Source organism: Shewanella basaltis, from assembly GCF_023283885.1.
Lineage (GTDB): Bacteria > Pseudomonadota > Gammaproteobacteria > Enterobacterales > Shewanellaceae > Shewanella > Shewanella basaltis.
Window position 1 is genome coordinate 37,165 of record NZ_JAKILA010000014.1, and the last position, 23,424, is coordinate 60,588.

The following is a 23,424-nucleotide window of genomic DNA, read 5'->3' on the forward strand; positions in this document are numbered from 1 at the left end:
ATGCAAAAAGTGACTTTAAAAGAGCTTGGCCAGCAATTGGCAGCAAAGATAAAAGGTGATGACACATTGGTGATTACCAGTGTGGCAACACTTGAAGATGCTGTGCAAGGTCAACTCTCTTTTTTAGCCAATAGTAAGTACCGTGCTCAACTTGAGGCAACTCAAGCGAGCGCGGTATTGCTAAGCGAAAAAGATGCAGAATGTTATCAAGGTAACGCCCTGATTGTGGCCGATCCGTATGTTGCCTTTGCCCGGGTAGCTCAGTTACTCGATACCACGCCTAAACAGGCAGTAGGTATTCATCCTTCAGCACAAGTTGATCCAACCGCCATTATTGGTGAAGGGGTTGCCATAGGTGCAAATGCCGTCATTGGTGCAAAGGTTATTTTGGGTGAACACGTCCAAATTGGCGCCGGCTGTGTGGTTGGCGAAAGCAGTATTATTGGTTCTCACACTCGGCTTTGGGCAAATGTGACCATTTACCATGATGTCCATATTGGTCAGCAGTGTATCGTACATTCAAGCACGGTAATCGGCTCTGATGGCTTTGGTTATGCTAATGAGCGCGGTAATTGGATTAAAATTCCTCAAACGGGTGGCGTGCGTCTTGGCAATAACGTCGAAATAGGTGCATGTACCAGTATTGACCGTGGGGCACTATCCCATACCGAAATACACGATGGTGTCATTATCGATAACCAAGTTCAAATTGCTCACAATGTTGTGATTGGGCAAAATACCGCAATTGCTGGCGGTTCGATTATTGCTGGCAGTTCAACAATAGGTAAGTATTGCATTATTGGTGGTGGTAGCGCGGTGGCTGGCCATTTGAGTATCGCAGATGGTACGCATATTTCTGGCGGAACAAATGTGACCAGTGAAATCCGTGAGAAAGGGATATATTCATCTGCTACAATAGCGATGGAAAATAAGTTATGGCGTCGAAACACAGTACGTTTCCGTCAATTAGATGATTTATTTAACCGCGTTAAACAACTCGAAAAAAGTGCCAAGGGCGACGAATAGCCAAGTTAGCCTTGATTAAGGAATGTAGTGTGTCAAATCAATTAAACACCATGGATATTAAAGAGATCCTTAAGTATCTACCTCATAGATATCCATTTTTGTTAATCGATCGAGTATTAGACTTTACCGTAGGTGAGCAATTACATGCGATTAAAAACGTCACAATTAATGAGCCATTTTTTCAAGGCCATTTTCCTGTGCAACCGGTAATGCCTGGCGTATTGATTTTAGAAGCAATGGCCCAAGCAACGGGGTTACTCGCTTTTAAAACCTTGAGCACAGAGCCTTCTCCTGACGTATTGTACTATTTTGCTGGTATCGATAAAGCGCGTTTTAAACGGGTTGTAGAGCCAGGCGATCAAATACATTTCCACGTTAAAATGATTAAAGAGCGCCGTGGTATAGGTGTATTTATTGGTGAAGCATTGGTTGACGGCGAGCTTGTATGTTCAGCCGAAATCATGTGCGCACGTAGAGAGATTAAAAAGTGATAGATAAATTAGCGTTTGTTCACCCAACGGCCAAAATCGGTCACAATGTCACGATTGGGCCTTGGACTTATATTGGCGAAAACGTTGAAATTGGCGATAACACATGGATTAGTTCTCATGTGGTGATCAAAGGCCCAACGGTGATTGGTAAAGGCAATCGGATTTTCCAATTTGCGTCAGTTGGCGAAGAATGCCAAGACAAAAAGTATGCCGGTGAACAAACTCGCTTAATTATCGGTGATAACAACATTATCCGTGAGTCTGTGACCATTCACCGCGGTACTACTCAGGATAATAGCGAAACCCGTATAGGTTCTAACTGCTTGTTCATGGCTTATGTTCATATTGCTCACGACTGTGTTGTTGGCAATAACGTGATTATGGCTAACAATGCTTCAATCGCAGGCCATGTGCATGTTGGTGATTGGGTTATTCTTGGTGGTATGACCGGCGTTCATCAATTTGTACGTATCGGTAATCATGCGTTTACAGCAGGTGCATCGCTTATTTTGCAAGATGTGCCACCGTTTGTGATGGCTGCGGGTTCTCCGGCCGTACCTCGTGGTTTAAATCTTGAAGGATTAAAGCGTCGAGGCTTTAGTAAAGAAAGCCAACGTGCCATTTTAAATGCCTATAAAGCGGTGTTCCGTAAAAGCTTAACCATTGAAGAAGCCAATGCAGAAGTAAGCGAAATGGCAAAAACAGATGACAATGTAAAAGCCTTTATGGCGTTTATTAATCATCCTGGTCGCGGCATTATTCGATAGAAGATACGATGACACAAGGTTCTCAAAAAATATTTGCCATTGTCGCCGGAGAAATCTCCGGCGATATTTTAGGTGCGGGTTTAGTCAATTCACTAAAAAAGCGCTATCCAGATGCTCGGTTTGTTGGCATTGGTGGTCCTCGTATGCAAGCGCTTGGCTTTGAAAGTTTATTTTCAATGGAAGAGCTGGCGGTCATGGGCTTAGTGGAAGTGTTATCGCGCTTACCACGATTACTTCATATCCGTTCAAGTTTAATCAAACAGATAACAGCGCTTGCACCAGATTGCTTTATTGGGATTGATGCCCCCGATTTTAATATCGGCCTTGAGCTAAAGCTAAAGGCCAAGGGCATAAAAACGGTGCATTATGTTAGCCCGTCCGTGTGGGCCTGGCGCCCAAAACGCATCTTTAAAATAGCCAAGGCCACCAACATGGTGTTGTCTTTGTTACCGTTTGAAAAAGCGTTTTACGATAAGCATCAAGTGCCTTGTACTTTTGTTGGCCATACCTTGGCTGATGATATCCCAATGCACAGTGATAAGTTAGCTGCTCGAGCCTTACTAGGGCTTGATCCAAGCGCCGAATACCTTGCCGTTTTACCAGGGTCTCGCGGCGGCGAGCTTGCTCAGTTAGCTGAGCCGTTTATTAAAGCTGCTGTGCTGGTACAGCAGGCTTATCCTGACATTAAGTTAGTGACCCCAGTTGTGAATGAGGCTCGACGTAAGCAGTTTGTTGATGCACTAGAGGAATTTGCGCCAGATTTAGCCATACATATTGTCGATGGCCAGTCGCGCGAAGTGATGGCGGCAGCCGATTGTATTTTGTTGGCATCTGGTACAGCAACCCTTGAAGCCATGCTGGTTAAACGTCCTATGGTTGTCTCGTATCGTGTGAGTCCAATTACTTATGCGATTGCCATTCGCATGATGAAAATTAGCAATTATTCTTTACCTAATTTATTGGCAAACGAAACCATTGTACCCGAGTTAATGCAAGCTAACTGTCAACCACAATTAATTGCAGATGCGGTTGTTGAACAGCTTAATAAAGATTTTGCACCATTAAATGCTCGTTTTGAACAGCTGCATCGATTGCTGAAATGTAATGCCAGTGAGCGCGCGGCCGATGCCGTGGTTGCCTTGTTAACAACGCCATAGGCTGACAGGACTTTTAGATGACAACAGGCTTTCTTCCGGTCGTAATTAAACAGATCACCCCAGAACAGGTTGCCATGATCTCTAACGGCGTCGTTGCCGGCGTTGATGAAGTTGGCCGTGGACCTTTGGTTGGCGATGTCGTGACAGCTGCCGTTATTTTAGATCCTAATAATCCGATAGACGGTTTAAATGACTCTAAAAAACTCAGTGAAAAACGCCGAAATGCTCTGTATCAAGAAATTATGGACAAGGCATTAAGTGTCAGTATTGGCCGCGCAAGTCCTGCGGAAATTGACGAGCTTAATATTTTGCACGCCACCATGCTAGCCATGCAACGCGCTGTGGCAGGCTTGAGCACAGTGCCTGAACGCGTACTGGTGGACGGTAATCGTGTACCCGATTTTGGTATTGCCAGCCATGCGGTTATCAAAGGTGATGGATTAGTGGCTGCCATCAGCGCTGCCTCCATTATTGCCAAAGTGACTCGAGATGCAGAAATGGATACGCTCGATCAGCAGTATCCTCAATATGGTTTCGCTAAGCATAAAGGCTATCCAACTAAAGCCCATTTTGACGCTCTAGCGTTACATGGTGTATTACCTGAACACCGTAAAAGCTTTAAACCTGTGGCTGAACGTATTTTACTACAGAATAAATCTTGATATTAAAGACAATAACCTACTTAATCATTGGAGAAAGTAGGTTAGTTTGATAGTCTAAATCCCGCATTTTCGTGTTGTTACATTCATCTTTTTCGAAGAAAAATTAATCTATGTCCGATCCTCGTTTTGTTCATTTGCGCGTCCACAGTGATTTTTCAATGTCAGATGGCGTTGCTAAAGTGAAACCTATTATTGCCGCCGCTGAAAGTCAGGGCATGGCAGCAATAGCGCTAACCGATCAGAACAATTTTTGTGGTCTGGTTAAGTTTTATGGTGGCTGCCATAGTGCCGGTATTAAGCCTATTGTCGGTGCAGATTTTTGGGTAAATACCCCAGGCTTTGACAAAGAGTTTTGTGCATTAACCATTATCGCAATGGACAACGAAGGCTATCAAAATCTCACTCAACTCATTAGTGAAGCGTACTTACGTGGTCAAATCGATGGACGAGTGGTGATTGATCAAGAGTGGCTGATTAAATTCAATCGTGGCTTGATTATTTTATCGGGTGCTAAAGAAGGGGATGTGGGTAAAGCGTTATTAAAAGGCAATCAAAATCAGGTTGATTCCTTAGTGAGTTTTTACCAACAGCACTTTAACGACCGCTATTATCTTGAACTCATTCGTACAGGGCGGGCCGACGAAGAACGCTATTTGCACATGGCCGTAGAGCTTGCATCAAGCCGAGGTTTGCCAGTTGTTGCCACCAACCAAGTGGTATTTTTAAAAGCTGACGACTTTGAAGCCCATGAAATTCGAGTCGCCATTCATGATGGGTTTACCCTAGCCGATCCTAGGCGCCCTAAAAAATACAGCGAACAACAGTACCTGCGCAGCGAAGATGAAATGATAGCGCTGTTTGTTGATATTCCCTCTGCTATTCAAAATACCGTTGAAATTGCCAAACGTTGTAACGTCACCATCCGTTTGCATGAATATTTTTTGCCTAACTTTCCCACTGGCGACTTATCGATTGAAGACTTTCTTGTTGAAGTGTCGCGCAAAGGTTTAGAAGAACGCCTTGAGTTTTTATTTCCAGATCCTCAAGTGCGCGCAGACAGACGTGGCGAGTACGACGAGCGTCTTGAAGTTGAACTGCAAGTTATCAACCAGATGGGCTTTCCTGGTTACTTCCTCATCGTGATGGAGTTTATTCAGTGGGGTAAAGACAACGGTATTCCGGTAGGGCCAGGTCGTGGTTCTGGTGCGGGATCGTTGGTTGCTTATGCGCTAAAAATTACCGATTTAGACCCACTCGAATACGATTTACTCTTTGAGCGTTTCTTAAACCCAGAACGTGTTTCGATGCCCGATTTTGACGTCGACTTTTGCATGGATCGTCGTGATGAAGTGATAGACCATGTGGCAGAGTTGTACGGCCGCGAAGCGGTATCACAAATTATTACCTTTGGTACCATGGCCGCGAAAGCCGTGGTTCGAGATGTGGGGCGGGTGCTAGGTCATCCATACGGGTTTGTTGACAGATTAACAAAGATGATCCCCGCGGAGCCCGGGATGACGCTGGCCAAAGCATTTGAAGTTGAGCCAGCATTACCTGAAGCCTATGAAGCCGACGAAGATGTAAAAGAGCTTATTGATATGTGTCGTCGCCTAGAAGGGGTGACACGTAATGCCGGTAAACATGCTGGTGGTGTGGTAATTGCTCCCACACGCATTACCGACTTTGCGCCGCTGTACTGTGATGCAGAAGGCTTAAACCCTGTTACCCAGTTTGATAAAAACGATGTTGAAACCGCAGGGCTTGTTAAGTTCGACTTTTTAGGGTTACGGACCCTAACGATTATTGACTGGGCGCTGCAGATGATAAATCCGCGCTTAGCCAAAGAGGGTAAAGAGCCGGTGCGAATTGAGGCGATTCGTCTTGACGATCCTGCCTGTTTTAGATTACTGCAACGTTACGAAACTACCGCGGTATTCCAGCTCGAATCTCGCGGTATGAAAGACCTCATTAAGCGCTTACAACCCGACTGTTTTGAAGACATGATTGCACTGGTGGCACTGTTTCGCCCAGGTCCTTTGCAGTCTGGCATGGTTGATAACTTTATTGAACGTAAACATGGCCGCGAAGAGGTGTCGTACCCTGACTCGCAATACCAACATGAATCGTTAAAAGAGTTATTGTCACCTACTTACGGCATTATTTTATATCAAGAGCAGGTGATGCAGATTGCTCAGGTGCTTTCTGGTTATACCCTGGGCGGCGCTGACATGCTGCGCCGTGCTATGGGTAAGAAAAAGCCAGAAGAAATGGCCAAGCAGCGAAGTATCTTTAAAGAAGGGGCAATTAATAACGGCATCGACGGCGAATTGTCGATGAAAATATTCGACTTGGTAGAAAAATTCGCTGGCTACGGTTTTAACAAGTCTCATTCAGCAGCGTATGCCTTAGTGTCATACCAAACCCTGTGGCTGAAAACCCATTTCCCTGCGCAATTTATGGCGGCGGTAATGTCTGCCGATATGGATAACACCGACAAAATCGTCACCCTGGTTGACGAATGCGAACGTATGGGGCTCCCGCTTATTCCGCCCGATGTGAATAAAGGTTTATTTAAATTTACCGTTGATGACGACCTTAATATTGTTTACGGTATTGGCGCCATTAAAGGGGTGGGCGAAGGCCCTGTTGAGTCTATTTTAGAAGCCCGTAAAGATGGGCCGTTTACCGATTTATTTGATTTTTGTGCCCGGGTTGATTTAAAAAAGCTCAACAAACGTGTCATTGAAAAACTCATCTTAGCTGGGGCATTAGACACCCTAGGTCCACATCGCGCCGCGATGATGGCAACATTACCAGAAGCCATTAGTGCCGCAGCGCAGCACGCCAAGGCAGAAGCCATTGGCCAGCACGATATGTTTGGTTTACTCAATAGCGAACCCGAAGACAGCAAACAAAATTTTGTGCAATGTACGCCATGGCCAGACAAAATTTGGTTAGAAGGCGAGCGTGAAACTCTAGGGCTTTATTTGACTGGCCATCCCATAAACCAGTATTTAAAAGAACTTAAGCAGTACACCAACGGCCGTTTAAAAGACATTCACCCAACCGAGCGTGGCAAAACCGTTAAGGCCGCTGGGCTGGTTGTCGCAACCCGAGTGATGATCACTAAACGTGGCTCTAAAATGGGGTTAGTCACCCTAGACGACAAAAGCGCCCGATTAGAAATCATGCTGTTTACCGAGCCGTTTGAAAAGTTTGGTCATTTGCTTGAAAAAGATCGTATTTTAATTTGCGAAGGCGATGTCAGCTTTGATGACTTTTCTGGCGGCAACCGCATGAATGCCCGTAATGTTATTGAGATTGGCGAAGCCCGAAGTCATTTTGCCAAGGCCGTTGAAATTAATGTACAAGGCAATGATGTAACCCCGCAATGGCTTGAACAATTTGAACAAACCCTCACGCCTTGGCGAAATGGCGCCGTGCCAGTGGTGATAAACTATGTTAAACCAGAAGCCAGCGGCAAAATTACCCTAGGAGATGAATGGCGAGTTAATCCAAGTGATGAGCTTATGTTGTCGCTTGAAAGCATGCTCGGGTCTAATAACGTCAAAATCACCTTTCATTAGGCTATCAATATGACACAAACTGCGTTGATGTCTGATCCAGTCACTGCCACACAACTGCTAGCGCTATTAGAGCAAAGCATTTTGCCATTGTATGAGCAAGGCTCACGGGGCCAAGCGCAAGCACCTAAGTTAGTGCTGGCTTACAGTGGCGGTGTCGACTCAGAAGTCTTAGCGTTTGGGTTAAGTGCTTTTGCCCAAAAATATCCGCACATTGCGTGTTTGCTTATTCATGTTCATCACGGTTTAAGCCCCAATGCCAATATGTGGGTTGAGCATTGTATTGGCAGAGCAACTCATTACCAACTGCCTGTGCAAATAGAGCGGGTAAACGTTAACAAAGGCCCAAGAGAAAGCTTAGAAGCCAAAGCCCGTGATGCGCGCTATGAGGCGTTTGCACGTTACCTTAATCCAACTGATATTTTACTGACTGCTCATCATCAGGATGATCAACTCGAAACCCTATTGCTGGCCTTAAAGCGTGGTCAGGGGCCAAAAGGGTTAGGGGCAATGGCACCACTGCAAGTGTATAAGCAATCATGGCTGTTAAGGCCACTATTAACGATTAGTCGGCAGCAAATTGAGCAATTTGCAGCTCAATATCGGTTAAGTCACATCGAAGATGAAAGCAACCAAGACGACAGTTACGACCGCAATTTTCTGCGCTTAGAGATTATTCCACGGTTAAAGCAACGTTGGCCAAGTATTGCTACCACAGCGTCAAGAAGCGCCGCTTTATGCGCCGAGCAGCAACAAGTGATTGAAGATGAAGTGAGTCACCGCTTACCTCAATGGTTAGCCTTACCTGGCGATACAGCGGGATTAATCACTGAGCCAACTGGGTTTAAACTGGCGCAGTTGAGTCAAATAAGCCCAGCTTGGCAAGCATTGCTGTTTCGAGGTTATTTACAACATTGCGGTGTGAGTTTGCCATCGCAATCGCAATTGCAGCAAATATTGACACAACTGCTTGAGGCAAAAGAGGATGCCAAGGTGACAATACAATGGGGCGATTATCAAGTTAAACGTTTTGCCAATGTTGCCTATGCCTTGAGCAATCTAGCATTAGCCCCAGTAGAGGCAGGGCGTTTGCAAAGTGATATTCGGGCGGTGTTAGCAGGCGAGCTTAATCAAGCCTCGGGCAACATAGGGCAACAGAGTTTTAGTGTACAAATACAGACGCAAGATCTCACGCAGCAAGATGGTTCAGCAGTCATACCGCGACTGGCCTTGCCTTTAGAGCAACTGGTGACGGTAAAATTTGGCGCAGCAGGCTCAATTAAATGTCTGCCACAGTTTGCAACATCGCAGCGCAGCAAACCACGTGAGCTTAAAAAGCTCTGGCAGGAGTGTCAGGTCCCGCCTTGGCGTCGCCAGCAAATACCATTAATTTTTTACGGTGATGTGTTAGTTGCCGCCATTGGATTATGGATAGACAAACGTTACCTGGCAGCGCCAGGCCAACCCGGCCTTAGCGTGCCGCTTTTAACTTTCGGTGAAGCGCACTAAAGGTGCAAGGTAATAGCAAGTGATAAAACGCTTAGGTGCTACGCCACTTTGCGACTAGAGACGATAAAAGCGGTAGCACTGTTTATTGCTTCAGACTATATTGGTGAGCCTAGCCTTTATTGCCTCAAAGCGTTCTAGCAGGATGAAGTCCGCGCTAATACCGGGCCGTTGCTACAATCATTTTCTTAATATTTAACAAAGGATGTTGTCTGTGAATACCTTTCGTTTATTAGCTGTATTGGGTGCGTTTTTAGTACCAGGCGTTAACGCCACGCCATTTCAATTTGATGAAAAAACCTACCGTCACGATGTAGAAACCCTCGCCAGTGATGAATTTGAAGGTCGTGGACCTTTGTCAAAGGGCGAGACACTGACCGTTGAATATTTAGAAAAAGCATACAAAGCAATAGGGCTAAAACCGGGCTTTGGTGACAGCTATCGTCAAGCAGTGCCTATGGCTAAAATTACGGCCGATCAAACCATGCAGCTAACCATTGCTGATGTGGTGCTTAAAAATGGTCGCGATTTTACTGCCCGTACCGAACAAATTCAGCCTCAAGTGTCATTAGACAACAGCGACGTTGTGTTTGTGGGTTACGGTATTAATGCCCCAGAATATCAATGGAACGATTACGCCAATGTCGATGTCACAGGCAAAACTGTTATTGTGTTAGTTAACGACCCAGGCTTTGCCACACAAGACCCAAACGTGTTTAAGGGTAATGCCATGACTTATTATGGCCGCTGGACCTACAAATACGAAGAAGCTGCAAGGCAGGGCGCCAAAGCCGTGTTTATTGTGCACGAAACCGCGCCAGCAGCTTATGGCTGGAACGTGGTTGAAAACAGCAATACCAATACCAAATACACTTTAGTGGATAACCACAAAAACCAATCGCACATCGGGGTTATGGGCTGGGTTTCGCACCCTAGTGCACAAAAAATCTTTAGCGCAGCAGGCCTTGATTACGACACGTTGAAACTCAGCGCCGCAAAGCCTGGTTTTAAAGCGATACCTCTTAAACTTAACTCCAATTTAACCCTCAAAAATCAAATCGAATTGGCGACCTCTTATAACGTTGCCGGCATTCTACCCGGCAGTTCACAAGCCGATGAATGGCTCGTCATGCACGCTCATTGGGATCATTTAGGCAAAACCATAGAAGACGGTAAAACGGTTATTTTAAACGGTGCAGTGGATAATGCTTCTGGCGTGGCTGGTGTATTGCAGCTTGCACGTCATTTTACCGACCAAGCCAGCGCGCCCAAACGCTCAATTTTATTTTCAACGTTCACCGCAGAAGAAACCGGATTGATTGGCGCGCAATACTTTGCTGAAAATCCACCGGTACCAACTAAACAGTTGGTGTCATTTCTTAATATCGATGGCATGAACGTTGGCAAAGGCGTGGATTACATTTTGCGATATGGTCAAGGCGTGTCTGAACTTGAAAATTATTTAGATGCCGCCGCCAAAGCGCAAGGCCGTGTGGTTAAAGCAGACCCTCGTCCACAAAACGGCCTAATGTTCCGCTCAGACCATTTTGCGCTTGCGCAGCAAGGGGTCCCTGGATTGTTGTTTATGAGCTTAGGCGACACAGACCCTGACTATATTGCTCATAAATATCATCAGGGCGCAGACGATTATGACGCCAGTTGGCATTTAGGCGGCGTAAAGCAGGATCTTACTTTAATCAGTGACATTATTGAAAAGCTTGCCAACAACAACGACTGGCCAAAATGGCTTGAAGAATCAGACTTTAAAAAGCGTCGAGCGCAAGATGGTAAGTAGTGTTAGCTAGTTGGATAAAGAGAGGAGGCGACAGCCTCCTTTTTTATTAAAAGCGGCGTACGGTTTGCGGCCACCACGACGTGAGTGGCTATTTTTCGAATAATGGGGGGCATTGCTTCTCTTTGAAGGGGCTATCGGAGAGTTACCTGCCTTAACTGAATACTGTGAGCATTTAGAGCGAAAACGACGACAAGGCGCGGCAAATTGTCAGCGCTGGCTGTGCGCTTAGGCATTAATTCTTGAAAAACCACCATCTTCCTTATACTTGATTGGTATCAAGATTTTCTGCTGTGCCGAGTTTTTAAAAACACAGTAAAAACAGTTTTTTAATTTCAATTTTTAGTCGTATCGATAAAAATTGATGAGTTGATTACATCGATCGTAACCTTCGACAAAACCATGAAAAAGAGTTAAGTTACTTTTATAAATAATGGGTGGCTAAATTTCCGTCATGAAGAAAATTGTTCTCAAAGATGTTTCAGAGATACAGGATTATATTGAAGATATTGCCCATTCTGCGGAGCAAGCTCAATTGCGGATTACCGAAATATCTGAGGAAACAAATGCCTTGTCTTTGATGGAAAGGCTGAAATTTGAAAGGCTCGGATACGATCCATTAAATTCAAGTCGTGATCTAAATTTCATAGAACAATTAAATCAGACTTTTACATATTTGGCATCATTAAAGGCTGCTGAATTCATTTTCGATCGGCATCCAGGCATTTCATCTTTAACGTTAAACCTTGGCACCACGTCTGGGTCGGATATTGAAACGCCTGATTGTGGAGGTATTGCCGCAGAGGTGTTCGCTGCCACACACCCAAACAGCAATAGCAAACTCAAAAAAGATATAGAAAAAGTTTCAAAAACAGCAGCTAATTACAAATATTCCTTTTTTATGTGTCCAAACATTGAGGAAGGAGAGTATGTTTCAAAATCAACCCCTGATGTCATTGTTTGGTCATTGGGGCAATGAAATGAATATAACAAATAAAGGCAAACCGACGCGCAAACAGCGTGCGCGGTCGCTTTAGGCGTTAGTTCTCAATTAGGATTCAAGCATGGATAGTTTGATTCAATATTCAGGTATAGTAGCATCGGTCTGGATAGTGGTAGGTATATATGTTACTTCGCTTTTCTATCCAAACTTTAGTCATTCTAAGCAATTCTGCAGTGAATTAGGTGCTTTCGGTAGCCCCACACAAAAGCTTTCACCTATTATAAATAATTATCCCCTTGGACTCCTGTTTGTACTTTTTGGCTGCTACTTAGTCGCTAATTTTCCAACTCACATACCAACCGTGTTCATCGGCCTTATGGCAATAATTCACGGCTTATGTACCTGGGTTTGCGGTTACTTTCCTATGGACGCTGACCCATACACGAAAAACCCGTCTCGAAGCTGTTTAATACATTCATGGTCGGGCATGTTTATGCTTCTTTCATTCGTTATAGCCCCGGCCATCGTCATTTTTTCTAGTGACTATTCGATGCCAATCCGGCTTATTTCGTTGATTTGCATTATTGGTTGTTTTTATTTTGCTTACCGACTTAAACTAGCATTTAAAGCCGAAACCGTACCGGGTACTCATCAGCGTCTGAGTTATGGCTTTCAAATACTGTGGCTGTTTGTTTATTCTTTCTTCGTAGTAGCATGAGAGCTAACAATCTGGTGTGGGTGAAGCGCCACGACGTTAGTGGCCGCAGACCATAAAAAAGCTTAACCATCTTAAGCCAAAGATGTTTTCACCACTAAACAAGAAACCTGTTTCTGTTTACCATACTGCATGACCTGTGCAAGCTCTGCCTGGCTGATGGGTACGTAAGCGGCGTTAATCGCATCTTTTTGCGCCTCAACAAACGGGTCGTGGATAAACATAAATTGCTCGTTGTAACCGCTTAAAACCACCCAATGTGGGCCTTTTTCTCCATTAAAACGATAAGTGCTTATCATCAACAGCACCACACATCCTTGGTCTATCCATTGTTTTAACTGAATGATTGTTGGCGAAGCGTTATGCACCGTAATGTGTTGTGAAGCCAACTGCTGGCAAAAATCATTGTGTACTAGGGTGATAACGGCTTTTTTGTTTTTATCGCGCACGCTATCAATAAATGGTACCGACGAAGACTGGCTGTAAATGGCAATCTGTAAGCCTCGCTTAATAGCCGCTAAGGCTAAGCCATGAACGCTGCAACCGCCATGGCCGCTGGTCATAAATATGGTGGTGGCTTCGCGCCAAATACTTAACTCATCCACTCTACTGGGGTTATATTGTGGTTTTACCGCACTCATCGCCATCATTAAACATGCTGCGCCGCAGGTAAACGGCGTGGTTTGTACATACAAGGGCATTTTAATCACTTTGCTTGGCCCTGGCGGGTCTAAGCGTTTATGCATTCGCACGCCATCGGCCAGGTCATCGTAATAATGCACTAGGGTTTTTAATACTTTGTAACCCATTTTTAAGTAAAGATTTTTGGCGGCGATATTGTCGTTTCGCACTTCGAGGCGTAATGTAATAAAGCCACGTTCGACAACTGCTTGCTCGCAGCGCTTAACAAGCTCAAAGGCGATATTGCAGCCTCTAAACTCAGTCGCAACGGCAATAGAGTAAAGCCTTGCGAGGCGAGTGCCACGATGAAACAGCACCAATGCATAAGCGGCAATGATGCCATCGACCTCGGCGACTAATAAATAATCTAATGGCGAGTTGATAAAACGTTTCATTTGCCGAGGGCTAATTTTATCGCCGTTAAAGGCATTTTCCTCGAGCGTGTTTAGTTGTGAAAGGTCGCGTTGAATGGCTTGTCGCAGCAGCATGAGTTGGCTCGAATTGGCAAACAGAGTAGTGGGTTAATTTACGCGCTAAATCGCATAAGAGGCAATAGGTATTTATGGCTCAGTTTTTAATTGTCACCGACGATGTCAATGATTGGCGTCCTTATTTGCCGAGTGACAATATGGTCACGGTTCATGATTATTTAGAAATGGGAGCATTTGCAAATCAAAATGCGATGCAAGTGATTAACCTATGCCGTAGTTACGATTATTTGAGCACAGGGTATTATTGCTCGCTTATGGCAGAGGCGCGTGGCCATCGTGTTATTCCGAGAGTCATGACCATTAATGATTTATCACAAGACCGTTTTTTTAGCATGCCACAAGCTGGGTTAGATAAATTGCCCGACAGCGTGACCGATATTTCGATGAAGGTGTTTTTTGGTTACTGTGATACCCCGTCACTTGATAAAATTGCCCGCAAAATTTTTGAACGTTTTACTGTGCCAGTGTTACAAGTCAATTTGTTAAAAATATCTGGTCGTTGGCAAGTTGACGTTATCGAGCCTGCAGCATTTCAAGATTTAGCCGAACATGAGCAAGACTTATTTGCTCAATACCTTGAAGTGTTTTCGCAAAAAGTGTGGCGATTACCTAAACCATCAAAACGCTACCGTTATGAAATCGCAATGCTAGTGGACGAGCATGAAAAAATGCCGCCGTCAGATAAGTCTGCACTTAAATTATTCACTAAAGCGGCCAATCGTATCGGTATGGATTTAGTGCAAATAGGCAAACACGATCTAGCGCGCTTGAGTGAGTTTGATGGCTTGTTTATTCGCTCAACCACTAACATTAGTAACTTTACTTATCGATTTGCCAAAGCAGCAGAGCAGCTTGGTTTAATTGTGATGGACGACCCTGAATCCATTATGAAGTGCACCAACAAAGTGTTTTTAACTGAGTTGCTAAATAAACATAAAGTGCCAGTGCCTAAGAGTATTATTTTTAAAGCGTCGGATAAAAACTGGGCTGATAAAGTGATTAATGCGATTGGCTTACCCATAGTGCTTAAAGTGCCAGACGGGGCATTTTCGCTTGGCGTGGTTAAGGTTAAAAACCGTGAGACACTGCTTGAGCAAGCGGAGCAAATTTTTCAGCACAGCGCATTAATTTTAGCGCAAGCCTTTATGCCAACCGACTATGACTGGCGCATAGGTGTATTAAATCGCCAACCTATTTATGCTTGCCGTTATTTTATGAGTCGTGGTCATTGGCAGATTTATCAACACCATCAAAGTGGTCGAGTCAGTAGTGGCGACTTTGATTGTGTAGACTTAAAAATGGTGCCACATCATATTGTCGATGCAGCGGTTAAGGCGTCAAACTTGATTGGCAATGGGCTTTATGGCGTTGATTTAAAAGAAATCGATGGCAAAGCCTATGTGATAGAGGTAAATGATAATCCAAGTATTGACCATGGGGTTGAAGACCTCTTTTTAGGTGACTTGGTGTATGACCGCGTGATGACCGAGTTTTTAAGGCGTATTCAGCTGCGCGGAATGTCATGACGGCAAAACTGTTTGTTATACCATTGCGCGTGAGTAAGTGATCTCTTTGCGAGAATTTAACAGGGCTTAAACAAGGCGAATGACTGAATGAATAGTGATTTATTTCGACGTCTGCAATGCAGTGTAAGCCCTTTTTACACTCGCCATAAAGGAATGTTCGACCCTGTAACTGCTTTTGCTCTGCGTTCTCGTTATTTGAAAGGGAACAACCATGACTACATAGCGACGCCTTAATCAAAAACCGCTGGACGCATGTACAGTGGCCACTTATTAATGCGCAGTGGTATTACGGCACATAACAGTGAATGCCAAAAGCCCTTATTTCAGCATCAGCAGACATCACTGGTGATATAAGGGCTTTTTGTGACTTAATCTGCTGCCTATTGCTACAAAATGCCGCGAGTTAGCCTTTATTGATGCGATAACAGTTTCGGCCAGCGGCCTTTGCTGCATACATTGCTTTATCTGCACGATCATACAAATTATCGGCGTGCTGCTCAGGGATAGCTTCTGCAATGCCTAAACTGCACTTTATGTCGTATTCGGTTAATTGTGCATGTTTGGGCATCATGTCAATAATACGTTGGCACACTATTTCTGCCGCTTGTGTGTCACCTTGAGTAATAATGACAAACTCATCACCGCCAATTCTAAAGGCTTGGTCGGTATTGCGAATGGCCTCATTAATGAGTTCAGCAAAACCAACTAATACAAAGTCGCCCGCTTTATGACCATATATGTCGTTAAGCTGTTTAAATTTGTCTAAATCTATCACCACCAATGACACCTTACCTTGGTGACGATTAGCACGAGCCAAAGCCGTACCAATGGCTTGGTGATAATAATGGCGATTTCCTAAGCCTGTTAACGAATCAAACATGGCTTGTTTTGACATGCTTTGATACTTAAGCGCATTGTTAAGCGGCTGGATAAGCATCGATTCAAACCGGCTTAACGTCACCATTTGAATGTTACTCAAAGGCACAGTTAGCTGATAAGTCATGTTAAACAGGTCTTGTTTATCTGCAATGGTACGTTGCAGTTCAATACCGTAATGACGTCCCCAAACAAATTTTTGTTTGTCTAGGGTCAACTGCAATCCTTTAATCGGCAAATGTTGTCCTACTATTTTGCCAAAACAGGCAAAAACTGTCCTAGGATCTAAACTTCCATGTAGTTGTTGAATTACTTGAATAAGGTCGAGCTCAGGATCTGCACTCAAGTAAGTGTCTGAACGGTACCAGTAATCTTCAGGATATAGTTCTGTCGCGAGGGCGAAGTCCATAATGTTTACTCCAGTACGTTACTACTAATTACATCCTAATTAGCAATAATCGTGCCTACGAATAAAATACTATATTTATTAGTTATTTGATGATTTACTGTAACAGGTAAAATGAATTAAATTACGTATCGACATTTTTTTGACGAGGAGCCTACACCGTAATGGAACACAGCATTTTTATTCATATATTGTTAATGCTAGTGATTGCGATTGTAGCGATTGCATTGCTAAGACGCCTTGGTTTACCGGCTATTTTGGCTTATTTGTTAACAGGCGTGGTGAGCGGCCCGAGTGGTTTTCATTGGTTTACTCAGTTGCAAATGCAGTCAGTTGCCGAGCTTGGGGTGGTACTACTGATGTTTACCCTAGGGCTTGAGTTTTCGGTGCCTCGCCTGTGGGCTATGCGCCGTACTGTATTTGGTTTAGGCAGTGCGCAAATGATCATTACCGCCTTAGTTGCCGGCGGTATAGCGATGCTTGTGGGCCAGGATGTAGTCGCAGCTGTTGTTATTGGCTCTGCTATTGCGTTGTCATCGACCGCGATAGTGTTGAAATTATTAAATGAGCAAAACTGGTTACGGCGCAGGCACGGTGAGCTATCGGTCAGTGTGTTGTTATTTCAAGATTTAGCGGTCGTTCCGCTGTTAATTTTAATGCCGTTACTTGCCAATGACGGTACCCAAATGAGTTTTAATGGTATTGCTTGGGGATTGCTCAGCGGCATTTTAGCGTTTTTAGGGTTAATGTCGTTTGGTAAATGGATTTTGCCGCGTATTTTTGATGAGGTAGCACGCTCGCGTTCAAACGAATTATTTGTGCTGTCTACGTTGGTGGTGGCGTTAGTGACAGGGGCATTTACCCAGTGGTTAGGGTTGTCTATGGCGCTTGGGGCGTTTATTGCCGGTATGCTATTAGGTGAGAGCCAATATCGTAGACAGTTAGAAGCCGATATTAGGCCATTTCGTGATTTGCTAATGGGGCTGTTTTTTATCTCGATAGGCATGTTGCTCGATTTCAACCTAGTTATGCAGTATTGGTGGCAAGTATTGTTGCTGTTAATTGCCGTTGTTGTCGCTAAGGTTGTTATTGTTCATGGCATACTCAGGCTTGCGGGCGAAAACAGTAAAATCTCATTAAGTACTGCTATTAGTCTTGGCCAAGTGGGCGAGTTTAGTTTTGTATTATTGGCGCTGGCGGTAAATTATCAGTTACTTGAAACCGAAGTCAGCACTGTGTTAGTTGCCGTTGCGGTGTTGTCTATGTCCATTGCGCCTTGGCTAATTCGTCATAGTGTCGATATTGCTAAAAAGTTCAGTGGCAATACTAAAAAGCCAGAGTACGAGCCGTTAGACATTACATTGCCCAATACTGACGAAAGCGACTTAGTGCTGATTTTAGGGTATGGACGAGTAGGGCAAACAATTGCGCGTTTTTTAAAAACAGAAGCCGTACCTTATTTAGTGTTAGATATCGACCCTACTCGAGTCGCTGAGGCAAGAGCTGCTGGTGAAAATATTCACTTTGGTGATGCTTGTAGAATGGCGTTACTAAAGAAAATGGGCATCCGACAAGCAAGCCTTGTGGTGGTGACATTTTGCGAACCTAGGCAATCTGAAGAATGTTTGGCGGTAGCGCGTAAACTTGCGCCCGATGTAAAAATTTTGGTGCGCACCCGAGATGATGCAAACTTGCATGAGCTAAAAGAAGCTGGGGCAACTCAAGTTATACCAGAGTCATTAGAAGGGAGCTTGATGTTAGTGTCGCAAGTGTTATTTAAATGCGGCGTGCCGTTAACGCGGATCATTAAACGCTTAGAGTCTGAACGACGTAACCATTACCCATACTTACACGGCTTTTTTTCAGGTACCGAAACAGACTTTACCCTCGATTCGCTGCATGCGGTATCGTTAGCAACGGGCGCAAGTGCAGTCGGTAAAACGGTTGCCGATATTCCGTGGCACACGTTAGATGTTGAATTGCGTGCTGTGCGCCGCCGTGGTGAAGAAATTGATCCTCCACCGCCTGAGTGGATATTAAGACGTAATGATATTTTAATGCTGGTGGGTAAACCGCGCAGCATTGAAAAAGCCGAGGAGTACTTACTGCAAGGTTAACGTCATCTAATGGCAAGGTTTACGCTGTTGAACAAAAACACCATCCATCACGTATGGTGTTTTTTTGTAGGTAATAACAATTAGCACAAAATGTGATCATGCTTACTAATATCGCTTATAACCTCGTTAGACATGTTGAAGGTCGAACAACTACCTTGTTGCAATTTCTGCCTTGTTTTAAGCGATTTTGCCCACGCCATCTGTGATCACATTTTATTTTGATAGGTATAAAAGTGTACTGTTCATCTTGCAGGTTACAGTTGGCATTGTGAATACTTATTAATGTTAGGAATTGAACTTGGTTTGACTTTTTTTGTCTTACTTTGTGTATTTGTTATTTTAGCTATCTGATATTGTTAGTTTTTATTTTTAGTCTGTGATGTGCTGCAAGAGGAACAAGAATGGTATTGCTGAGTTGGTTGGTATTAACCGCGATTTCGTTGGGATTTTTTGTTTATCGTTTACATCGCGTGACTCAACATATTTGCCATTATATTAAGCACACTTATCCAACGCTGTATGCTGAGTGCCAGCACATAGGCAGTAAAATGGGGCAAGCACAAAAAGGCACCGAAGTCATGCTGATGGAATCGTTTAATACCGGTGGCATCTCGCATCTTAACGATGCAACTTTATACGATTATCGGCAACAGCTAAGCCGTTTAAAAGCAGGGCTGGTGTGTTCGCCTTGGTTACTCATGTTATTAATAAACCTGTTGTGTGAATATTGGTAACTGACAAAGACGCATTAATACTCATTGGCTTTTTACCAAACATTGCATCAATATTATCTGTTTTTATCAAAATTGGCCGCGCTTTTTGTTTTCTCGCCCAGAGTAAACTTTTCAATAAATACCCACGTACTAAGATTTAACCAGTGCTCATGCCTTTGTTGCTCAGCGCAATCAATCACTGCAATTTAAGGTATAAGTAACCTGAGCTCGGGATAATAAATGCCTTTCAAACAGTCCTTTGCCCTGCTCACTGCGTTGAATCGACTTACAATAGGCTAGCTATTGACGCGTCAATTCGCCTTGTTAGCAGAACAAATGACAAGCTTGAAAGTGAGAATGGGTAACATGTTGATGTTAAATAGTATAAGTTCATCCCTTATCCCGAGCTCAGGTTAAGTAATATTTACAAGCAAATGTTAGGGCCTGTTGAACTTTGTTGGTTAGTTATTGTTTGAGTTAACAATGTTTTTAGCCGAACCGTTTAGGCAGCATTTTAGGCCATTTTTACGGTGTTATCGGCCTCAAATGCGGTATAAACACCGCTTTACGTCTCTGCCGTGCAGCTCAATACATGAGAAAAGACCAACAATTTGCAGCAAAAACAACCTTGAAAGATCAACAGGCTCTAGATATTGCCTGCTTTCTTCCATAGAATGGTAAGTTAACTTTTTATCAGCAGTCATCATTTTCTGCTGGGTTTTAATTAGGTATATTGATGTCGGCGAAACTGTTTAATCTTCCTATTAAGCTATCATTAGAAATGATTGCGAAACTGTTTTCGGCCACGCAAATTCAAAAAGCACAAAATTACTTGATCCAGGGTCGGGTACTTGAAGTGACTGCCAGCAGTAATAATCATGACATCGAAGCCTATGTTGAAGGCTCCGCAGATGAGCCGTATCGTCAAGAAATCACCCTGGTTAATGTCAACCACAAAATTGTTATGCGCTCGCATTGCACTTGTCCTGTTCGCAGCAATTGTAAACATGTTGCCGCAGCCATGCTGGCGCTGGTAGACAAAAAGCCAGTAGAAGAACAGCGTATATATCAGTGGTTACGTCAGCTAGACGAACAAAAAGCGGTCAACGAATATGACGATGAGCAAGATGAAAAAGACCGCATTATTTATGTGTTATCGAATGACCCTAACGGTATTTTTGTTGAATTCAAACGCAGTAAACTGAATAAAAAAGGCCAATATAATAAAGGCAGCAAGCTGGCATTAACCGATATTCGTTACAGTATGCCATGGTGGATTGCCCCAGAAGATAAACAAATCATTAGTTTGTTATTGTCGTCCAATAATCATGGCTCAAAAATTTATATCGATGGCGAAATATCCTATTTAGCGTTAACCAAAATGCTCGCTGAGCAAGTGTGCTTTTGGGAAGAAAATCGCACCCCACTCACCTGGGCTAAATCTATCGCGCCAGAGTTTGTCTGGTGTGAGCTTGATAAAAAGCACACACAAATGCAAATGCGCATGCCCGGTCTTGAAAACTGGGAGTTTATAGCCACAGAGCCGCCATTGTATGTTGAATTAGATTACTTACGCCTAGGTAAAATCAACACCGATTTATCGGCCAAAAAGCTCAGTTTATTGCAACACATGCCGCCAGTGCCACTGACGCAGGTGGACCAAATTAGTCACAAAATGCTGCAACACTTTTCACCTAAAACCGTGCCAGTGCCAAGTGAAATCGATTTTTGCGAAATTAACGATCCACTGAAAACAAAATTGATTTTTACTCGCGAAATTTATGCTAACAACCCCATATTACAACCGGTTATCCGAGTAGAGCAGCATTATGGTGCGGTCAGTTTTAATGCCTCACTCAAACCTGAGCGTATTAGCTTGGTTAAAAAAGGTCATGTGCAGTATCAGGTGCACCGAAGTGTTGAGCAAGAATTAGCTATATTACAGGCATTAACCGAAGCCGGTTTAGTGAGTTTTATTCCTAGTGAATATGCCAATCAGCCTGAGTATTATTTAAGCGTGGGCTTGTTGCCAGAATCAATTTTTGAATGGTCTGATTTAACTGAAAATGGCCTAGAGGCATTAACTGCATTAGGTGTAGACATTGAGTTTGAAGATGACTTTGACTTAAAAATTGTCGATGCGCAGCTAGATGTAGATTTGGTTGATGATGACGAGTCTGGCTGGTTTTCGCTGTCGTTGAGCGCCGATATAGAAGGCCAAAATGTCCCCTTGCTCGCGTTGGTTGCCCGCTGGTTACAACAAAATGGTGAACCCGCCGACGAAGACGAATTGATTTTACCCGGGCCAAATGGCGGCTTTATTAAAATTAAAGCCAAAACCATTAAGCCATTGATTTCTATTATTCAAGAATTGTTTAACCGTCATTCGGGCGAGCAACTGACAATCCCGCGTAACCGTGCCCATATTCTTAATGACTTGTCTGCCAGCGATGTGCGTTTACTTAATGGTGAACGGGTGCGCAACCTTGCGGCAAAATTAGCGGAATTCAAAGGGGTAACAGAAGTTGAGTTACCTGCAGGCTTAAATGCCACATTGCGCGACTATCAAAAACAAGGGTTTGATTGGCTGTGCTTTTTAAAAGAGTATCAACTGGGCGGTATTTTGGCCGACGACATGGGCCTTGGTAAAACCATTCAAACCTTGGCTTTTTTACTAAAAGCTAAGCAAGAGGCCACACAGCATCGCACCAGCTTAATTGTGTGCCCAACCAGTTTGGTGGGTAATTGGCTTAAAGAAGCCAACAAGTTTGCCCCGTCACTGAATGTGGTGGTGATCCATGGGCATAAACGTCAGCCATTGTTAGAGCAAATCGACGATTTTGATGTGGTGGTGACAACCTACCCGTTAATGCTGCGCGATGAAGCGATTTACAGCGATTATGTCTTTGAGCATATTATTTTGGATGAAGCTCAGCAGATCAAAAATGCTCAGGCCAAAGTGACCCAAGTCATTAAAACTTTAAAGGGTAAATTCCGCTTATGTTTGTCAGGCACGCCGCTGGAAAATCATTTAGGCGAGCTTAAATCATTGATGGATTTTTGCTTGCCGGGCTTATTAGGTCAGCACACTTACTTTAATAAAGAGTTTCGTGGGCCGATTGAAAAGCAAGCGGATGTTGAAAAATCACTATTGCTAAGCAAACGAATTTCGCCGTTTATGCTACGACGCACCAAAAAAGAGGTGGTGTCCGAACTGCCTGAAAAAACGGAGATTATCCAAACACTTGAGCTTGAGAAAGATCAGCGTAATTTGTATGAGTCTATCCGCTTAGTGATGGAGAAAAAACTTCGTGAATTATTTGCCAAAAAAGGGGTGTCGAGCAGCCATATTGAGTTTTTAGATGCATTGCTAAAATTACGTCAGGCCTGTTGTGATCCACGCCTTGTTAAACTTGAGCAAGCTCAACATGTCAAAGACAACGCCAAGCTCACCTGGTTAATTCAAAACCTGCCAGAAATGATTGAAGAGGGCCGTAAAATCCTTATTTTCAGTCAGTTCACCGGTATGTTGGCGTTGATTGAAGATGAACTTAAAACCCTGGGTATTCGCTACAGTAAATTAACCGGCCAAACACTCGACCGCCAACCCCAGATAGATGCTTTTCAAGAAGGCGATAACTCGGTGTTTTTAATCAGCTTAAAAGCCGGTGGTACAGGGCTTAATTTAACTGCGGCTGATACGGTTATTCACTTTGACCCCTGGTGGAACCCTGCCGCTGAACGTCAGGCAACCGATCGGGCTCACCGTATTGGTCAGCTTAATCCGGTATTTGTGTATAAGTTAATAGCCCAGGGCACGGTTGAAGAGAAAATTCAAGAAATGCAGCAGCATAAACAAGGTTTGGCTGACAGCATTTTATCTGATGGCACTCAAGGGCCATGGCAAGGCAACGCCGAGGATTTACTGGCGCTGTTGAGTTAAGACTGGGTCGTTAGGTGTTGATCATTTT

The 23,424-nt window shown here is 43.9% G+C and carries 16 protein-coding genes; 14 read left to right on the top strand and 2 right to left on the bottom strand.

Going from position 1 to position 23,424, the window contains the following annotated elements; genetic code table 11:
• The 10 genes from lpxD (at nucleotide 1) to L2703_RS11360 (ending at nucleotide 12,646) form a co-directional block, all read left to right on the top strand.
• The gene (lpxD, locus tag L2703_RS11310) at nucleotides 1–1,026 is read left to right on the top strand and encodes a UDP-3-O-(3-hydroxymyristoyl)glucosamine N-acyltransferase (protein WP_248971195.1); all 1,026 of its coding nucleotides are present in this window, start codon (nucleotides 1–3) and stop codon (nucleotides 1,024–1,026) included.
• Between the two features lie 29 nt (nucleotides 1,027–1,055).
• Nucleotides 1,056–1,517, top strand: coding sequence for a 3-hydroxyacyl-ACP dehydratase FabZ (fabZ, locus tag L2703_RS11315; RefSeq protein ID WP_248971196.1), 462 nt, complete (start codon nucleotides 1,056–1,058; stop codon nucleotides 1,515–1,517).
• The gene (gene lpxA, locus L2703_RS11320) at nucleotides 1,514–2,284 is read left to right on the top strand and encodes an acyl-ACP--UDP-N-acetylglucosamine O-acyltransferase (protein ID WP_248971197.1); all 771 of its coding nucleotides are present in this window, start codon (nucleotides 1,514–1,516) and stop codon (nucleotides 2,282–2,284) included. Before fabZ ends, lpxA begins: the two co-directional genes overlap by 4 nt.
• A gap of 8 nt (nucleotides 2,285–2,292) precedes the next feature.
• Nucleotides 2,293–3,441, top strand: a complete 1,149-nt coding sequence (lpxB, locus tag L2703_RS11325; protein ID WP_248971198.1) for a lipid-A-disaccharide synthase — start codon at nucleotides 2,293–2,295, stop codon at nucleotides 3,439–3,441.
• Nucleotides 3,442–3,515: 74 nt separating this feature from the next.
• Nucleotides 3,516–4,103, top strand: a complete 588-nt coding sequence (gene rnhB, locus L2703_RS11330; RefSeq protein WP_248971258.1) for a ribonuclease HII — start codon at nucleotides 3,516–3,518, stop codon at nucleotides 4,101–4,103.
• Nucleotides 4,104–4,213: 110 nt separating this feature from the next.
• On the top strand, nucleotides 4,214–7,690 hold the full coding sequence (gene dnaE, locus L2703_RS11335; RefSeq protein WP_248971199.1) for a DNA polymerase III subunit alpha: 3,477 nt from the start codon (nucleotides 4,214–4,216) through the stop codon (nucleotides 7,688–7,690).
• 9 nt (nucleotides 7,691–7,699) lie between these two features.
• Nucleotides 7,700–9,196 (top strand): tRNA lysidine(34) synthetase TilS, encoded by a 1,497-nt coding sequence (gene tilS / locus L2703_RS11340; RefSeq protein WP_248971200.1) that lies wholly within the window; start codon nucleotides 7,700–7,702, stop codon nucleotides 9,194–9,196.
• Between the two features lie 202 nt (nucleotides 9,197–9,398).
• Entirely contained in the window at nucleotides 9,399–10,988 is a 1,590-nt protein-coding gene (locus L2703_RS11345) for a M28 family metallopeptidase (RefSeq protein WP_248971201.1), read from the top strand.
• Between the two features lie 451 nt (nucleotides 10,989–11,439).
• A complete protein-coding gene (locus tag L2703_RS11355; RefSeq protein ID WP_248971202.1) occupies nucleotides 11,440–11,964 on the top strand; it encodes a hypothetical protein in 525 nt (174 codons plus the stop codon).
• A gap of 85 nt (nucleotides 11,965–12,049) precedes the next feature.
• Nucleotides 12,050–12,646, top strand: coding sequence for a DUF998 domain-containing protein (locus L2703_RS11360; RefSeq protein ID WP_248971203.1), 597 nt, complete (start codon nucleotides 12,050–12,052; stop codon nucleotides 12,644–12,646).
• 71 nt (nucleotides 12,647–12,717) lie between these two features.
• Here the strand turns inward: L2703_RS11360 and L2703_RS11365 are convergent, their stop codons facing one another.
• Complete coding sequence (locus L2703_RS11365; protein ID WP_248971204.1) at nucleotides 12,718–13,812, bottom strand: GNAT family N-acetyltransferase/peptidase C39 family protein; 1,095 nt, start codon at nucleotides 13,810–13,812, stop codon at nucleotides 12,718–12,720.
• 74 nt (nucleotides 13,813–13,886) lie between these two features.
• On the opposite strand from L2703_RS11365, the gene L2703_RS11370 reads away from it, so the two are divergent.
• Nucleotides 13,887–15,341, top strand: a complete 1,455-nt coding sequence (locus tag L2703_RS11370; protein WP_248971205.1) for a RimK family ATP-grasp domain-containing protein — start codon at nucleotides 13,887–13,889, stop codon at nucleotides 15,339–15,341.
• Nucleotides 15,342–15,744: 403 nt separating this feature from the next.
• Here L2703_RS11370 and dgcS read toward each other — a convergent pair whose 3' ends face one another.
• On the bottom strand, nucleotides 15,745–16,626 hold the full coding sequence (gene dgcS / locus L2703_RS11375) for a diguanylate cyclase DgcS (RefSeq protein WP_248971206.1): 882 nt from the start codon (nucleotides 16,624–16,626) through the stop codon (nucleotides 15,745–15,747).
• Nucleotides 16,627–16,787: 161 nt separating this feature from the next.
• Between dgcS and L2703_RS11380 the strand changes: the two genes are divergently transcribed.
• The 3 genes from L2703_RS11380 (at nucleotide 16,788) to L2703_RS11390 (ending at nucleotide 23,396) form a co-directional block, all read left to right on the top strand.
• Nucleotides 16,788–18,740, top strand: coding sequence for a monovalent cation:proton antiporter family protein (locus tag L2703_RS11380; RefSeq protein WP_248971207.1), 1,953 nt, complete (start codon nucleotides 16,788–16,790; stop codon nucleotides 18,738–18,740).
• A 401-nt stretch (nucleotides 18,741–19,141) separates the two neighbouring features.
• Nucleotides 19,142–19,474, top strand: coding sequence for a hypothetical protein (locus tag L2703_RS11385; protein WP_248971208.1), 333 nt, complete (start codon nucleotides 19,142–19,144; stop codon nucleotides 19,472–19,474).
• 715 nt (nucleotides 19,475–20,189) lie between these two features.
• A complete protein-coding gene (locus L2703_RS11390; protein WP_248971209.1) occupies nucleotides 20,190–23,396 on the top strand; it encodes a DEAD/DEAH box helicase in 3,207 nt (1,068 codons plus the stop codon).
• Nucleotides 23,397–23,424: the final 28 nt, after the last annotated feature.

What these genes read in the sequence shown, in the direction of transcription:
- L2703_RS11345 (WP_248971201.1), top strand. Translation starts at nt 9,399, where the DNA reads ATGTTGTCTGTGAATACCTTTCGTTTATTAGCTGTATTGGGTGCGTTT.
- L2703_RS11385 (WP_248971208.1), top strand. Translation starts at nt 19,142, where the DNA reads ATGGTATTGCTGAGTTGGTTGGTATTAACCGCGATTTCGTTGGGATTT.
- L2703_RS11380 (WP_248971207.1), top strand. Translation starts at nt 16,788, where the DNA reads ATGGAACACAGCATTTTTATTCATATATTGTTAATGCTAGTGATTGCG.
- tilS (WP_248971200.1), top strand. Translation starts at nt 7,700, where the DNA reads ATGACACAAACTGCGTTGATGTCTGATCCAGTCACTGCCACACAACTG.
- dgcS (WP_248971206.1), bottom strand. Translation starts at nt 16,626, where the DNA reads ATGGACTTCGCCCTCGCGACAGAACTATATCCTGAAGATTACTGGTAC.
- lpxB (WP_248971198.1), top strand. Translation starts at nt 2,293, where the DNA reads ATGACACAAGGTTCTCAAAAAATATTTGCCATTGTCGCCGGAGAAATC.
- L2703_RS11360 (WP_248971203.1), top strand. Translation starts at nt 12,050, where the DNA reads ATGGATAGTTTGATTCAATATTCAGGTATAGTAGCATCGGTCTGGATA.
- lpxD (WP_248971195.1), top strand. Translation starts at nt 1, where the DNA reads ATGCAAAAAGTGACTTTAAAAGAGCTTGGCCAGCAATTGGCAGCAAAG.
- dnaE (WP_248971199.1), top strand. Translation starts at nt 4,214, where the DNA reads ATGTCCGATCCTCGTTTTGTTCATTTGCGCGTCCACAGTGATTTTTCA.
- L2703_RS11370 (WP_248971205.1), top strand. Translation starts at nt 13,887, where the DNA reads ATGGCTCAGTTTTTAATTGTCACCGACGATGTCAATGATTGGCGTCCT.
- L2703_RS11355 (WP_248971202.1), top strand. Translation starts at nt 11,440, where the DNA reads ATGAAGAAAATTGTTCTCAAAGATGTTTCAGAGATACAGGATTATATT.
- L2703_RS11365 (WP_248971204.1), bottom strand. Translation starts at nt 13,812, where the DNA reads ATGCTGCTGCGACAAGCCATTCAACGCGACCTTTCACAACTAAACACG.
- L2703_RS11390 (WP_248971209.1), top strand. Translation starts at nt 20,190, where the DNA reads ATGTCGGCGAAACTGTTTAATCTTCCTATTAAGCTATCATTAGAAATG.
- rnhB (WP_248971258.1), top strand. Translation starts at nt 3,516, where the DNA reads ATGATCTCTAACGGCGTCGTTGCCGGCGTTGATGAAGTTGGCCGTGGA.